This is a genomic window from Streptomyces sp. NPDC030165 (assembly GCF_055573595.1).
On the sequence record NZ_JBVIBD010000025.1, the window covers coordinates 33,813 to 49,130 of the forward strand.

The window sequence follows — 15,318 nt, forward strand, 5'->3', positions numbered from 1 at the left end:
CTCCTGTCGTGGCAGGGGGCGGTCGGTGGCCGGGGAGAGGCGCTGGGTCATGCCGCCGGCAGGTGAGCGAGGCCGGCGGTCAGACGGGCCACGGCGCGCGAGCGGCGGCGCTGCCAGGCCCCCGGCGTGGTGCCGACGCGGGCGGCGGCCTCGGCATCCGGTACCGCGGCGGTGGTGTAGTGCCAGGCGATGGCGCGGCCGTCGGCGGGCGACAGTGCACCGGCGCCCATGGCGTCCAGGACGAGCTCCAGCAGCTCCAGCCGGGCACTGGCCGTCTCTGCTTCTGTGGCCTCCCCGGCGGGGGTCAGGCCGGCGGCCGCGGCCGCGGCTTCGACCTCACCGGCGTGGGCCTGCGCGTAGGGGCCGGGGGCGGTGTCGGGCAGGTGCTCGGCGGCGGCCAGGTGCTCGCCGCGGTCCTCGTGGTCGGCGGCGAGCCCGGCGCAGACGTAACGCAACGTGTCCAGCATCAGGTTCGCGGCGGGCCGGCCGGCCCGGGTGTGCAGGCGTCCGGAGCGGGCCACTTCGAAGAGGCCGGCGACCGTCAGGGAGGCGACCGCATCGAAGGTGCGGCCACCGGTGGCGCGGACCTGGCCGCGGGCCAGCCGGACGGCTGCCGGGATCATCGCCTGGACGATGACGCGTGCGGCCAGGGTGGCCGATCGGCCACCGTCGGCCGCGCGGCGCAGCAGGGCGCGCAGGACGGCGTCGGTCAGCTCGTCGGTCAGGCGGCTGGCGCCAGGCCGCAGTGCGGCCAGCACCTGTGCGGGGCCCAGGGTGCTTGCCCAGGAATCGGCCACGGCGGAGGTCCGGGCATCGGTCACGGCGGTGACGGCGTCGGCCAGCTGATCGGCCACCAGCCAGTCGGCCACGGCGGCCTGGACGGCGGTGTCGGCGCACAGCGCGGCCCACTCCGTATCCAGGCGGCGGAAGATCCCGCCGGCGGTGCGGGCGGGGCCGGGTACTACGTCGAGCACGGCACGTCTCCTTTCGGATCTCGTGCCGTCACTCTCCTCACCCCGGCTTGCCCGAAGGCTTGCCCATCGCCCTGAGAGAGCAGGTCAGGGGCTTGCCCGCGTGCTGGGCAAGCCTTCGGTTGCCGATCGGGCAAGCCCACGCCGCGGGCGGGCAAGCCGGGTGTGACCGAGCCGTGCCACTGGGGGCAAGCCCCGCCCTGTGGCGGGCAAGCCTTCCGCGGCCGTGCCGCCGGCGACGGCTGGAGCGCAAGGGGTCGGCCGCGGACGAGGTGTGCCGATCAGCAGGGATCGGCCATGGCCGGTGGCCGACGACTCATCTGGCCGGTCGTCGGCCACCGGCCTGCCGCGCCGGTCAGCCGCCGAGCGGCCACCGGTCACCGGCAGCGGTCACAGCCGCCAGCCGTCAGCGGGCCGACCGCGGGGGCGGGGCGGCGACATGGCGGTGGCCGATGGCCGGGCTCCGTAGCCGGCCACCAAACGGTGGGCGGCGGTCAAGCTCCCTACGGGTGGCAGGTGCGTACGCCCGCCTGCTGGTACTGCTCGGCCAGGTACGCCTTCGGCGTTGTTCAGGCGGCGCTGTCCGGTCCGCGGCGACAGGCTCAGGCGGCGGGCGGCCTCCGCGCCGTAGAGCTCTCGCCGATGTCCTCCGCCTCGGTGAGCCATCCGGCTATGGTCACAATCCGTTGCTGAACTGGGTTCAGTTCGGCCTCGCCGCGCGTCCGCCGCTGCGGCCCCGGATGACGTGCCGTCGCCCGCACGGCAGGGTGACGTCAGCAGGCTCCGGCAGGCGGGCCGCAGGTACATCGAGGGCGGTCGGCTGCGGCCCTCCCCCGCCGACTCGCTGCCCGCCGGCCACCGCGGCGCTCGGTGCCGGGGCCGGGTCGTATAGCGCCGAGCCCGCGGCAGCCGTCGGCACGGTGACGGGTAGCGGCACGGACGGCTGGACGAACGGGCGTGGGGCGGAGGCCTCCTGCCGCCCCGTGTCCGGCCGGGCTGGTGGGAACGTTGCTGAGATCCGGTGCGGACGCCTTGTCCGTCAGGCCCGCGGGCGCGTGCCCGGACGCATGCGGGCCAGCCGTGTCAAGGTCGTGCCCGGCGGCCGCCGGGCAGGAGGCTGGTGCCTTGGTCTGACCGTCGGTGGGCCGCGGCCGGAGCGGCCTTCACCGCCAGGGCTGGCCGCCCCAAGAGGGTGCACGTTTGCGCAGGCCGGGGGCCACATTCGCTATATGTGTATAGGGCATTAACCTCGTTTGGTGAACATCAAGAAACACATCACCGGCGCACTGACCCGGGTGCGTCTGGTGACCAGACCGAGAGTGATACTGGTCGCGGCCTCGCTCCTGGCCACCTTCCTCGTCGTCGCGCCGGGCAGCCGCCCGGCGGCTGCCGCGCCCTTGGCGCAGACCCCTCTAGTCACCCTCAACATGCAGGGCCAGGCACAGGACGCCGCGAGCAAGTGGACGGGGATGGTGGTGCGCCAGACCAACCGTGCCGAGATCGTCCTCCTGCAGGAGGTCGGCCCCTCGGGACCGCCCGGCGCCGGCGACCCGGCTGACACCATCACCACGGACGGCCACACCGTCGAGCACTACGAGTGGCACCCCGAGAGCTCGTATCGGCACCACCCGATGCATGTGTACTACCTGCAGACCGACAGCAACGGGGGCACGAATGTGGGCGGCCGGGTGAACATCGCGATCGTCACCCACCGGCAGCCCGACGAAGTGCGGGTCGTCGCCAACCCCGTCTCGGCAGGCCGGGCCACCCTCGGTGTCCGCTTCGGCCGGCACTGGTACTTCACCGTCCACGGCCTGTCCGGGTCGGGCGGCGACTCCGCGTCGCTCCTGGAGGCCATCGACGATGCGGTCGAGAGCTGGAACCCCAACTATGAGTGGACGGCCGGCGGCGACTTCAACGTCGACCCCGACGTACTGCAGAACCGCGGACTCTTCCCTGTCGCCCGCGTACTGGCGAGCAGGCGGAACGAACCCACCCACATACACGGCGGGCGACTGGACTACTTCGTCACCAACGACCCGGACACCGGCCATCTCCGGGCCGGCGTGGAGGCCGGCGGCTCCTCGGACCACTTCCCCGTGCGACTGGCCGGGATGCGGGCGGCCGCGGAGCCGAAGGAATTGGACATGATGCCCCTGGGCGACTCGACCTTCGGTACACCTGAGTGGGTCGGCTACGGCACCACCATGGTCGGTGGCCTCTTGGCGGCAGTCTCCTTCTTCTCCGACAAGCGGGACGTTCCGGTGCACTTGGTCGGCTCAAAGGCCTCGGACGTCACGGGCGGCTCCGCCTACGAGGGCGCTCCCGGCGAAGACATCAGCGCCATCACCAAGCGGGCCACGAAGGCACTGGCGAAGTACCGGCCCAACGTCGTGACGCTGCAGGCCGGCACCTACGACATGAAGAACGGCAAGCAGGACGGCGCCGCGCAGCGGCTGAAGGCTCTGGTCGACCAGATCCACCAGGAGAACCCGAGCACGGTGGTGGCCGTCGCCCCCCTCGGGCCCTCCACCGACTCCACCGTCCAGACCCGCATCACCGCCTACAACGCCGAGATCCGCACGATGGTCGACGCCTGGCAGAGCGCGGGGCGGCACGTCGTGCTGGCCGACACCAGCGCCCTGACCACCTCTGATCTGTCCGGTGACGGGCTGACACCGAACGACTCCGGCACCAAGAAAATCGCCGAGGCGTTCGACGATGCCATCGCCTACGCCCTGCTCATGGGCTGGGTCGCGGATCCGGAATCCGGCGACGGCGGCCAGGACGACGGCTTCGGCCAGCAGGTGGCGGTGGCCGCCTACACCAGCCCCGTCGGCGACCCCAAGGCGTGGGACCGGATGATCGGCGCCTCCTCCGACAAGATGAGCGTCCTGGTCGCCAACGTCCTCAACGGCCCCGGCTCCCAGCCCGTCGAGGAGTGGCGCAAGGTCATCGACCGGGCGCACGCCTCGGGCAAGCGGGTTTTGGGCTATGTGGACACCGGCTACTTCGGCCAGGCGGACAACCGCCGCACCCGGCTCGGCTCGCTCGACGCCGCCGACTGGGTCGCCCAGATCGAGCAGGACGTCAACACCTGGTACCAGCTCTATGGTTCCAGCATCGACGGCATCTTCTTCGACGACGGCTTCAACGCCTGTGGCGACAACAACAAGTTCCCCGCCCTGTACAGCGAGGTCAACGACTACGTCAAGCGCATGCACCGCGGCGCGCTGACCGTCTTGAACCCCGGCACCATCGTGCCCCAGTGCTACGAGGGCAGCGCCGACATCCTCCTGACCTACGAAGGCAGCTACGCCGGGTACTTCGGGAAGGCGGCCAACCCCGAGCTGAACTACAAGCCGCTGGGCTGGACGCCCAAGAGCTCCTCGGAGATCTGGCACATCATCTACGACGTCCCCGCCGACGGCATCGACCGCACGGCCAAGGCCGCCCGGGAACGCGGCGCGGGCTACGTGCAGATCACCGACGACGTCATGCCCAACCCCTACGACCAGCAGCCGGGCGCCGACTACCTGGCCGCCGAACAGGCCGCCGTTCCCGGGGGCACCCCCAAGGCGGCACCGCCCACCCCCTACAACCGCAACTCGGGCAGCGCCACCCCCGCGCCCCCCGGCGGGCTGAAGGCCACGGCCACCGACTACAGCTCCAGCAGCATCCAGTGGCAGCCTGTCGCCGACGCCGCCCGGTACGTGGTCCGCGTCAACGGCAAAACCATGGCCGTCCTGCCCGCCTCGATGCACCAGGCGACCCTGGGCGGGCTGGAGCCCGGCGGCACCTCCTACACCCTGTCCGTCACCGCACAAAGCACCGCCGGCCGCGAATCCGCCGCCAGCAACAGCGTCACGGTCAAGACCGAGTCCCTGCCCGGCGGCCGGCCCGTCGGCAACGTCAAGGTCGCCGCCGGCGCGGATTCCACCACCGTCTCCGCGGACTTCTACGTCCCCTACTCCTTCCGCCGCGTCTACTTCTGGAAGGACTTCTCGACAGAGCACGACGACAGTCCGTGCTGGCCCATCAACACCAATCAGTGGGGCTTCGTCTGCACCCAGTACATGATGGAAAACAACACCCTGATGTCCTACACCGGGACCAAGGGCGAATGGTCCTGGTCGCCTGTGGGGAGCGCGACGCCCAGCGTCGACGGCTACACCTATAGCTGGAAACTCCCGATCGGCACCTCGAAGACCCTGGCGGACCACGTGGTGATCCAGGCAGAGGGCTACGGGCCGCGCGCCGATGTCTTCACACCGTGCCCCACCTACAACGGCGGACCGGACGGCAAGGGCCGCTACTGCGCCAAATGACCCGATGACCTGACCCAGCCCACACACAACGGAAGCCCCGGCGCCGCGCCGCCTGCGGCCGCCGGGGCTTTCGTCGGCACAATCCCGAAGAGAGCTGGGACGTCTCACATGAACAGCTCGCCCGGGAAAGCGGTCCAGGCTGCCTACCAGCTGTCGAGCAAACGACCACAGGGCGCGCACCAGGCGGGCGCGGTTCCGGGCGCAGCGCACGGTGGCTTGCGGCGGTACAGACAGGCGGCGGTCGGCTTCGGCGAGGACGACGTCGGCCAGGGCGAGAGCCGGGTGGTCGCCGGGAAGCCGGCCGGCGGCGCGGCGGACGTCGCCGGTCACCGCCCGGGCGGCACCGGTCAGCTGCAGCGCGATCTGCCGGAGGTCCGCGGCCGCCGGCACCGGTGTGGCGGGCCATGCGAGCACGGTCTGGACCAGGTCCCGATGCGCGTCCCGGTCGAGGGGGAGCTCGCCTTCGGTGCGCCCGGCGGGGTCGTACAGAACCGTGTGCGTACTGCTCATCGTTCGCCTCGCTGACGTGGTCGCGGACCCGGTCGGCACGGCGGTCTCGTTCGACGGATGCTGACCGTACGGCGGGCGCGGGTGCGTAGGACTGATCGTGAGTACGGGTTTCGGGGCGCTGGGCGAGCGGGGAGTGGGCCGGTATGGGCAGGCCACGCCGGACAGCAGCAGGGGCCGTGACCGGCTTTGTGCTGCGGCTGTCCCGCGAGAGCATCCCCCGCACGCAAGCGGCCCTGGCCGAGGCCCTGGGGGTGGATACCGAGACGGTGCAGGGCTGGGAGTCCGGGCGGCGGCCGCTGGCGAACATGCGAGCCGGGGCGATGCTGGAGCTGCTCCGCCACCTGCCCGCGATCGGCGCGGACGCGGCGCTGGTGGGATGGCTGGACGCGGCGATGGACGCGGACCGCATCCTCGCCGCCGCCCTCGATGAAGACGGCAGCCGCCCGCATCCGCTGGCCGGGTGGGTCCACACCCGGCAGACCGCACACATGCTGGCCTGGGCCCTGACCGGCACCACCCCGCCGGGACTCGCCGGATGCATACCCCGGCCGCGGCGCGGCCCGGTCGCCACCGCGCCGCGGCTGGCTCCGGCCGACGGCCACGTGTTCTTCGACCACCTGCGCGCAGTGACCGAGCACGCAGCCGCTCAAGGACCCGGCGGTGCGCTGCTGCACCGCCAGGCGCTCTACCTCGCCTCCTACGACCACAGCCCGGACGCGGCCGTGGACCGCGCACACCCTGCACGGACGCCGTAACGTCCTGGCACGGCGGGGCTGGTCACCGCACTGGGCAGCCGCCCGCTCCACCGCCACCGCACTCGCCCGCCTCGGCGAGCCGCAGCCCCTGCGCGGCTCGCTCTCCGTCTTCGGGCCATCAGAGTCGGCGTCCCGGGGCAGCGGCCAGCTCACCCGCCTGGAGCCGGCCGCCTACCGCAAGGCGGTCCGCGCCGCCCTTACCGACGCAGCGCGCAGCGTCAGCGGACACCCGAACCCCGCGCACCTGGCCGTCCCGCTCGACGTCCCCGCCAGGACCTGAGGCCAGCCAAGCGCCCCCGCGACGACCGGCTGTACGCGGTGCTGCACCAGATCCAGAGCACGTCACCCCGCCCCCGGCCGCAGGACCGCACCAGCGATAGCCGGCACGCCAGCCCGCGACCTCCGCCTCTCCCCAGCGCAGCGGCCGAGGGTAGCTCAGGTGCGGAATGGGCGTCAGACGTGTTGAGACCAAGCCCAGGTCAGCTGATCACAATGGTGGAAGCTACAACCGCTGCCGCCACAGTCTCCTCGTCGGACGTCTTGCCGCTTTCCGTCCGCCATCCGGTCTTCCTCTGGTAGCCCTTGGCACCCTTGACGTCCCTGAGGCCAGAATCCTTGCGGTCGCGCTTGGCTCTCTTGAACAACAACTCACTCCTCCTCGCCCTAACGTTTTGTCGCTCCGTACATGATCGCAAGGCTGGGCGGGTGCGAACGACGGCAGGTCAACAGGCCTGCCGACTCGCACGAAAAACAACCTGCAGTTCATGTCCCCAGACACCTCACACCCACTGCGCCACACAGGCTCAGGTCAGAGAGGAGCATGCTTGCGTCCGACCGTGGTTTACGCGGACAATCCGCCATGCTGACGTTCGCATCGGTCGTGCTGCACGTGCAGACGACGGAGGTCTTGCAGCGCAGCAACGGGAAACGGGTGCTGAACCCACTTCGCCCTGTAGCCGTCCTCCCCGTGGAGCCGGACCACCGATTGAGCAGCCTCCCAGACGACGTGCCCGAGGCGGCTAAGGGGCTGAGTGGAAGTCCACGAGAGCGTGCCCGCCTGGTCCGGCACGTCGAAGCTCGTGGACATGTCGGGAAACCGGTAGATCGCAACTTGAACGTCTGAGCTTCTGCGACGCAGAACCCACCTCACTTCGGCTGGCTCAAGATCGAAGGAGAAACGCTGGACGGAGGTGGGTCCGTAGAGCCCTGCGACACCGTGGAGCACGTCTGCAAGGGCGTCCGTGCAGTAGCTCACGACGTCTTTCCGCTCCGATACACCGTCCGCGATGCGGCAGATCGCCCAACCACTACCACTGAGTTCCCAGCTGAACTCAAGCTGACTCATCCCGCCCCCTGCCAGTGGTCCTCTCCCGAAGACGGTACAGCGGCGTTGAGGACTGCCCTCACCCTCCCGTCGTGCTGGCCGTTGCGCGCGTAGTTCAGAGAATGGGCCTGTCACATCGTGTGGCACCGGATCGGGATCACCGCATTTAACGCGAGCTCGCACATCCTGCTGACGGGTCAGTGGAGGGGCAGCAGCATGGCGTGGAAGAGAGGCGCGTCGGGCAGGCGGGGCCGGAGGTCACCGAGCGTGTGCCAGCCCCATGACTCGTAGAGTGCGTGGACCTTGGGGTGGCTCTGGTCGACGAGGAGCGTGGCGCGTTCTTCGGGCCGGCCTTCGAGCATCTGCTTGGCGGAGCCGGTCTTGTGCCACGGGCCGCGGACCATCAGCTCGCTGAGCGCGTACGTACGGCTGCCGGTCTCCGCGGTGATGTCCGGAGCCACGTCGGCTACACACGTACCGCTTCGTCGGCAATCTCGGATTCCACGGTCCCTCGACCTTGTTCGGGCAATATAGGTACTCGCCCTGGCCCGGGTGATGAACAACGGCCACCGGTGTCGCGTGGGCGGTTAGTGAAGAGGACGTCGCGCCGATGCGGCTGCTTCGCACGAGGGCGCGCAGGCCCACAGTTCGATGTCGATCTCCTGGCCGCAGGAGAGGATCCGGTGGATGCCCAGGGAGCGGTCGGCGTACAGCCGGGCACCGCACAGTGCACAGTTCCAGCCCTCCTGCTGCGGACCCGTCAGGTGTACTGGGTCGACCGCCAGGGGAGTCACCGGCTCTCCTCCGGCTCTGGAGCGGCCTGCCCAGGCCCAGATGAGAGTTCGCGCGGTGTGGGAGACCGAAGTGCTTCGGGGTGGGCGTCCCACTCACGACCGCCGGCTGGCGGCCGAAGCTGCACGTACGCACCGACGTGGCCCATGACCTGGCCGACGCGCTGCTGGTCGGTGTCGTAGGCGAGGCAGCCGACGGCGGGTTCGTCGTCCTTCATTCTGCAGCTCCCCGGCGTACGGCTGCGGCCAGCCGCATCGCGGTATCCGCGCGCACCCGTCCGAGGTTGACCAGGCCCAGGGTGGGGGAAGCGGGATCCGGGGCCAGGGACGGCAGGACGATACCGGCCAGCGCCAGGGCCTCGCGCAGACTCTCTGTCGCCCCGTCCGGGTCTGCGGTCTCGGGCTGCGGCTGCGGCTGCTTATTCGTCATGAGCCAGACCGTAGAGACGCAGGGTGGCCACCTGCCATGAGGATTTCTCGTTCTTTCTCGCGGTCTGATTCGGTTTTCCGCTGTTTTCTCCTGAGACAGCGGTCACTGTGTAGAGGGACGCTTGGGGCCCCGAGCATGCTGAGCGGATCACCTCGCAAGAGAGGACCGTCATGGTGCGACGCCTGCACTTCACCGGCACGGACAGCAAGATCGACGGCTGCCCCGCTCTCCACGAAGACCTGGACTCAGGAGAGATCATCGTGCACGGCCAGCCGCTGACCGACCCTGGCGAACTGGCCCAGCTCCGCCACTTCGGGACCGGCGACCACGCGGTCGCCGTGCCGCGCGAACTACTCGTCAACTGGGGCCCCAAGGAGGTAACCCGGGTGCCGGACCTCATCGACCGCGTCACCTTCCGCCGCCTGTTCGAAACCTTCGAGCACACGGCATGGCGTCTGGAAACACGGCGCGGATACGCCTCCGACCGCCAGGACCCCGACTACACGGCGTTCGTGGAGACCGGCTCCGCCCCCTGCGACCCGCAAGAAGCGTGGTTTGTGAACACGCGACAGCAGACCGGCGCGGGCAAGCGCGTCGGCCGGGTCCGCATCATCGACAGCCCGCCCACGCAGGAGCAGCTGTTCCTGCTCGACTACGCCCGGCACAACGCTGCCGCCGGCGAGGACATGCGCTACCTGTGGCGCTCAGATGCCGAGCAGGCGGGCCTGCCGCACGAGGACTTCTGGCTCTTCGATTCCCGGCTTGTGGCCCTGCTGCGATTCGACGAAGCCGACACCCTCCTGGACATCGAGCTGATCACCGACCCAGCACGTGTCGTGCAGTACTCCAGGACCCGCGACGCAGCGATGCACCACGCGGTCCCGTACACCGAGATCGCGGCCCGGCTGTCCGCAGGACAGTAGCGAGAGTCACCGGTGACCGACTTCCAGCAGGCACGTGCCGCCCTCGGCGTGCGGCTTCGCGAACTGCGGCTCTCCTGCCCCGCAGGCCGGCTCACCGGTGCCCAACTGGCTCAGCAGCTCGGCTGGGCCAGCTCGAAGGTCAGCAAGCTGGAACACGGACGGCAGACCGCTACGCCCGAGGACCTGCGGGCGTGGGCGGAGGCGACCGGCCAGCCGGAGGCATACCCCGAGCTGGCGGCCCGGCTCACCGGCTTCGAGGCACACATCAGGTCCTGGCGCCGGGCCCTGACCCATGGCTTCCGCCCCGTCCACGACAACCTGACCACAGAGATCGACCGCAGCACCCATCTATGGGTGTGGGAGGAGGCCGTGGTCCCCGGCCTGCTGCAGACCGCGGACTATACGCGGCACGTCCTCAAGCGGTACGCGGAGCTCCTGGCGCCGGCGGCGGATATCGACGCCGCGGTCCGCACGCGGGTCAAACGGCAGGAATGGCTGTACCGGGCGGGCCGCACGCTGCACGTCATCACCTGGGAAGCCGCTCTGCGCGCACTGATCTGCCCACCGTCGACACTGGCCGCGCAACTCGACCGGCTCGCGTGCCTGATCGGCATGGACACTGTGGAACTCGGCGTCATACCCTTCAGCGCCTCCCTGAAGCTCCCCGCCGCCAACGGCTTCTGGATCTTCGATAACCGCCTCGTCGTCACCGAGGACTGGCACGCCGAAGTGTGGCTGGACGACGCGGACAGCGTCGCCCTGTACCGCAAGGCGTGGGACACCCTGCGCGAGTCCGCCGTCTACGGCACCGACGCCCACAACGTCATCAACACTGCCAGACGCGCCCTCCACACCACGTAAGCCAGCAGGCTCGAACGCCGCCATTTGTGCCGAGCTTGCGGGAGTCGTCGCCCGGTGAGTGATTGCGCAAGAGTTTGTCCGGCGCGGGGATTCGGTACCGGACCCGGCACCACGACCACACAGTTCTCTACGTTGGTAGCGATGCGGCCGGCCCTCAAATGTGACGCGTCACGGGCGCGCCCGGAGTCAGATCGTCCAAAATCCCTCCGCCGCGCCCGCCCACGCATCCAGCGAACTCCTCGCTCTTCAGCTCCCGGCGCGGCTGCGGGTCAGTGGTCGGAGTAGCTGAAGGAGCCCACACTCCAGGCACTGATGTCGTCGATCGCCACGCGGTACATCCCGTTCGTCTCCGGGATGCCCACCGTGCCCTGCAGGATCCGGGCGACATGGAAGTGCAGATGAGTGGGCGGCCCGTCCATCTTGGCGGGGGCGTCGAAAACAGCGGAGAACTCGCCCAGGCGGGCGGAGTCCGTCAGCACCTCTGCCGCCCTCCGCCGCCACACGGCTTCGGGAGCCAGGTGACCGGTGATGACGGCACCATCGGTGACCACGGTCCAGGACATCTGGTTGCTCTGCCCGGACTCCACAAGGGCAGCGATAGCGACGATCAGCGCATCAGGCTTCGACATGAGATCCAATCTCATGCACCGGCCGGGGACAGCTGCGTCGCCTGCGCGGGACCGTGCCCACTGCCGGGCAGGCTGTTGTCGCCGGAGCCCGAGTGGCACGGCACACCCAGCGGACCGGCGACGGACGCCAGCTGTGGGACCGCCCCCGCTGTCTCGCAAAACAGCCCGATGCGGGTCTCCTGGCCCGCATCGGGCTGTTCAGTCGGTAGGCACGGGCCGCATCGACCGACCGTCCGCATCGGGCGCGTCAGGGGCTGGCTTCTCGCCCGCAGTGCGTACCCGAAGGCTGGGAACGCGTTCTAGACGGCTGGACTCCGGTGGTGGGCTGGTAGGGCCTGCGCGAGCCGTTGGGGTCGGCGGCGAAGGCGCGGGCGCGCAGGCGGTCCAGGGCACTGGCCAGCGGCAGTTCCGTCCCCGGGGCCGGTGGCGTCGTGCGTCCCGGGGCCCTGAGCGCGCTGGCTGGTTCGGCTCCGGCCCCCGCGCGGACTGCTCGCCGAAACCTGTAACACGCTTCGGGACCGCGTCCGAGCAGGGGTACACGGACGGAAGAAGAACGTCACCAGATTCGTCCACGCCGCCTGCCGCGTAGTTCCAGCCGATGTGGTTCTTCCAGAGAATCACCCGGGTGCCTCGTGGGGAGGCCGGCGACCATGCCGTTACTGCGGGCGCACGAACACCAGCGGCCCCGGGCAGCGCATGGCTGGAACCACCCTCCCGCGGCGCCCAAATCGTTGGCCATTGAACCTCTGTTCGCGCCGGGGCGTATTCCCGGTAGCACGGTGGGGGTACCTCCGTCAGGGGCCGTCCGCACGAGTCACCGGCGCGGCCGTCTGCCGACGGCCCCTCTCGCACAGGCCCGTGGCACGCCTGCCCGTGTACCCGGGCAGGGCTCCGGGGCCGGCCGTGGTACTGGTCCGTTCCTCGAACCCGTCAAAGGGAGCGTCATGGGGTCCAATGCACGACCGTTACCGCAGGTCCGCGGCCGTGATCGGCAGTTGGCGCAGGTCCGCGCCAACCTGCGGCGGGTGGCGAGCACCCGGCACAGTGGCGTCCTGGTGGTGGAGGCCGCGCCCGGGGCGGGCAAGTCCCGCCTTCTCAGGGAGGCTGTCACGCTCGCCAACGGCAGCGGCTTCGCTGTCGTCAACGGCATCACGGCCGGCCCCGGGACCGTCTCCGATGGGCCGGCGGCGCTTGCGGGTGCCCGCTCGGGCATGTCGGGTTCCGCCGACCACCGGTGCCACTCCCCGCTGGTGACGTCCGTGATCGAGTCGGCGCGGACATGGTTGCGCAACGACAGTGAGCGCCGGCACATCCTCGTGGTGCTCGACGACCTGCATCTGGCGTCCCGGCCCGCCTGGACAGCGTTGTGCGAGCTGATCGAGGCCTTCAGTACCCGGCCAACGCTATGGCTTCTGGCCTTCTCCTCGGACCGTGACGCCGTCTCGTCCGAGGCGGTGCGGACCTGCCTCGGCAAGCTGAGGAGCAGGGTTTCGGTGGAAGCGGTGCACCAGCTGGGGCCGCTCTCGGGTGAAGCGTTGACGCAATTGGTCACCGATGTGACCGGTGCCACCCCCGGCTCGGCGCTCCTGGCCCTGGCCGAAAGCGTCAACGGCACCCCCCGGGCAGTGATCGAGCTGATGCGCGGGCTCGTGGAGGACGGCGATGTCTGCCTGGTCGACAACACCTCGCGCTTGCATCCCGACGTCAGCGGCGGCACCGCGGGCGGGGCCGGTGTATGCCTGCCCGCGCCGGTGCCGAAGCGTTTCGCCGGGCTGCTCGAAAAGGATCTCCAGTCGCTGTCCGAGGCGACCTTGAAGGCTCTTCGGGTGGCAGCGGTGCTCGGATCGCCGTTCGCACCGGAGGATCTGTCGGCCCTGCTCGGCCAGACACCGGTCGCCCTGCTGGCGGCGGTGGACGAAGCCGTCAGCCGCAAGCTGGTGGTCTGCGGCGAGCACGACCTCGCGTTTCGCAGTGAGCCGATCTGGCGGGTCCTGCTCGACTCGGTGCCCTTACCGGTGCGCGCGCTGCTGCGGCGGCAGGCGGCGCAGGTGCTGCTGTCGCGCCGCGACGGCCTCGCGCGCGCCGCCCTCCAACTGGTACACATCGCCCAGCCCGGCGACATGGAGACCCTGCGTATCGTCTCCGAGGGGTCCCGGAAACTGCTGGCCGGCGATCCGTCGACCGCGGCGTCACTGGCGATGCGCTGCATGGAGTTACTGCCTCCCGGGCAGGCCGAGCGCTTGCGGTGCGCGAAGACCGCGGTCGAGGCGTTCACCCGAGCCGGCCACCTGGAGAAGGCGGTCACCTTGGCCGAGGACACCATCGACGAGGCCACCCGGCTCGCGGCCCTGTCGCCGGGCTCGCTCGCCGAGGACGTCGCCGCGCTGCGGACGACGATGGCGGCCGCGCTGCTGTTGCAGGGAGACGCGCCCAGGGCGCACCGGGCCGCACGCGACGCGCTGGCGGCGCAGGAGGCTGGCTTCGGGCGCCGCCAAGCCGTGATCGCTCATCTCGCCGCCTCCTGGCTGACCGGTGACAGTACCGCGCGCAAGCAGGTCCAGGAGATCCTCGACGCCCCCGGACGTCACTCACAGGCCGTGCACGCCGGCGCGATGGCCTTCCAAGCGTTCGGCCAATGGCGCGCCGGCCGGGCGGGTGACGCGCTGCAGACCCTGCGCCAGGCGGTCGCCCTCGGCGGCGGGGACCGAGTCGCACGGTTTCTGGATCCACGCTGGTTCCTTGCCTTCACGCTCACCCGGCTCGACGAGTACCAGGAGGCACAAGAGGTCGTCGAGTGCTGCGCGCCGTTGGCCGCCGTGCAGGCGGGCACCCCGGCCGCCGCCGTCGCGGCCGTCCTCCGGGCACCGCTGTATCTGGCCCAGGGACGTCTGGAGGCGGCCGAACAGGCGGCGCGGGACGGTGTGGGCGCCGCCGGCCCGTGCGTGCCGATGCTCGCCCCCCAGGCGTGGCTGGTACTGGCCCTGACCGCGCTGCGCCGGGGGGCGCTCCCCCAGGCCGAGGATCACCTCAAGACCCTGGAGAAGGACTTCCCGACAGCTTCCTGGAGTCCCTGGTGGTCCGCGCGTCTGCTGCTGAACGCCCAACTGGCCGAGGCACGGTCGGACTTCGGGGCAGCCGCGGAGATGCTGGCGGAGATCGCTTCGGAGGCCGGTGCGCTGCGCGAACTGGCCCTGGAGGACCCGGCGGCCGCGGCCTGGTGTGTGCGCTGCGCGCTGGCGGCGGACCGGCCGGACCTCGCCCGCGCCGTCATCGAGGCGACCGAGGACCTGCGACGGCACAACCGCGGCGTTCCCGCGGTCCTAGCCGCGGCCCTGCATGCTCGCGCGCTCGCCGACAAGGACGCGGATGCCCTGGACCGGGCCGGCCGGCTGCACCGCAATCCGTGGGCCCAGGCCGCGGCGGCCGAGGACCAGGCCGTCCTCCTGCTCGACCGTGGCGACCAGGAGAACGCAGTCAGCGCGCTGGACCGGGCGCTGGGCGCGTACGGCGCGCTCGGCGGCGAACACGACGCCGCCCGCGTACGGGCCCGACTGCGCCGGCTCGGGGTGCGGCGCCGGCACTGGACGCGCACCGAACGCCCGGTCTCCGGCTGGGAGAGCCTGACCAAGACCGAACGGAAGGTGGCGGAACTGGTGGCGGGCGGTCTTACCAACGGGCAGGCCGCCCGCCATCTGTTCATCTCCCCGCACACGGTCGGGTTCCACCTGCGGCAGATCTACCGCAAGCTCGGCATCCGCTCCCGTACGGCCTTGGCCCGCTTCACTCTGTAGCGCCT

12 protein-coding genes are annotated in these 15,318 nt (G+C 70.7%); 6 read left to right on the forward strand and 6 right to left on the reverse strand.

All coding sequences use genetic code 11. The features are described from left to right. Window positions 1-47: 47 nt before the first annotated feature. Entirely contained in the window at window positions 48-974 is a 927-nt protein-coding gene (locus tag ACZ4Z1_RS34675) for a hypothetical protein (RefSeq protein WP_468490643.1), read from the reverse strand. Window positions 975-2,227: 1,253 nt separating this feature from the next. Here ACZ4Z1_RS34675 and ACZ4Z1_RS34680 point away from each other — a divergent pair. From ACZ4Z1_RS34680 to ACZ4Z1_RS34690, 3 genes are all read left to right on the forward strand, one after another. Beyond that, window positions 2,228-5,299, forward strand: coding sequence for a spherulation-specific family 4 protein (locus tag ACZ4Z1_RS34680; protein ID WP_468490644.1), 3,072 nt, complete (start codon window positions 2,228-2,230; stop codon window positions 5,297-5,299). Window positions 5,300-5,407: 108 nt separating this feature from the next. Beyond that, complete coding sequence (locus tag ACZ4Z1_RS34685; protein ID WP_468490645.1) at window positions 5,408-5,824, forward strand: hypothetical protein; 417 nt, start codon at window positions 5,408-5,410, stop codon at window positions 5,822-5,824. A gap of 161 nt (window positions 5,825-5,985) precedes the next feature. Further along, window positions 5,986-6,564, forward strand: a complete 579-nt coding sequence (locus ACZ4Z1_RS34690) for a helix-turn-helix domain-containing protein (protein WP_468490646.1) — start codon at window positions 5,986-5,988, stop codon at window positions 6,562-6,564. 1,521 nt (window positions 6,565-8,085) lie between these two features. On the opposite strand, the gene ACZ4Z1_RS34695 is transcribed toward ACZ4Z1_RS34690, so the two are convergent. From ACZ4Z1_RS34695 to ACZ4Z1_RS34710, 4 genes are all read right to left on the reverse strand, one after another. Next, window positions 8,086-8,349, reverse strand: coding sequence for a hypothetical protein (locus ACZ4Z1_RS34695; protein WP_468490647.1), 264 nt, complete (start codon window positions 8,347-8,349; stop codon window positions 8,086-8,088). Window positions 8,350-8,475: 126 nt separating this feature from the next. Beyond that, window positions 8,476-8,682 (reverse strand): hypothetical protein, encoded by a 207-nt coding sequence (locus ACZ4Z1_RS34700; protein WP_468490648.1) that lies wholly within the window; start codon window positions 8,680-8,682, stop codon window positions 8,476-8,478. After that, entirely contained in the window at window positions 8,679-8,897 is a 219-nt protein-coding gene (locus tag ACZ4Z1_RS34705; protein ID WP_468490649.1) for a hypothetical protein, read from the reverse strand. Before ACZ4Z1_RS34705 ends, ACZ4Z1_RS34700 begins: the two co-directional genes overlap by 4 nt. Continuing rightward, window positions 8,894-9,109, reverse strand: coding sequence for a hypothetical protein (locus tag ACZ4Z1_RS34710; RefSeq protein WP_468490650.1), 216 nt, complete (start codon window positions 9,107-9,109; stop codon window positions 8,894-8,896). Before ACZ4Z1_RS34710 ends, ACZ4Z1_RS34705 begins: the two co-directional genes overlap by 4 nt. A 170-nt stretch (window positions 9,110-9,279) precedes the next feature. Here ACZ4Z1_RS34710 and ACZ4Z1_RS34715 point away from each other — a divergent pair, with 170 nt between their 5' ends. Both ACZ4Z1_RS34715 and ACZ4Z1_RS34720 read left to right on the forward strand, forming a co-directional pair. Beyond that, window positions 9,280-10,032, forward strand: coding sequence for a DUF6879 family protein (locus ACZ4Z1_RS34715; protein ID WP_468490651.1), 753 nt, complete (start codon window positions 9,280-9,282; stop codon window positions 10,030-10,032). 12 nt (window positions 10,033-10,044) lie between these two features. Further along, window positions 10,045-10,893: a helix-turn-helix domain-containing protein gene (locus ACZ4Z1_RS34720; RefSeq protein ID WP_468490652.1), complete on the forward strand. Its 849-nt coding sequence runs from the start codon at window positions 10,045-10,047 to the stop codon at window positions 10,891-10,893. A gap of 269 nt (window positions 10,894-11,162) precedes the next feature. On the opposite strand, the gene ACZ4Z1_RS34725 is transcribed toward ACZ4Z1_RS34720, so the two are convergent. Beyond that, on the reverse strand, window positions 11,163-11,522 hold the full coding sequence (locus ACZ4Z1_RS34725; RefSeq protein WP_468490653.1) for a hypothetical protein: 360 nt from the start codon (window positions 11,520-11,522) through the stop codon (window positions 11,163-11,165). Between the two features lie 944 nt (window positions 11,523-12,466). Here ACZ4Z1_RS34725 and ACZ4Z1_RS34730 point away from each other — a divergent pair. Then, entirely contained in the window at window positions 12,467-15,313 is a 2,847-nt protein-coding gene (locus ACZ4Z1_RS34730; protein WP_468490654.1) for a helix-turn-helix transcriptional regulator, read from the forward strand. Window positions 15,314-15,318: the final 5 nt, after the last annotated feature.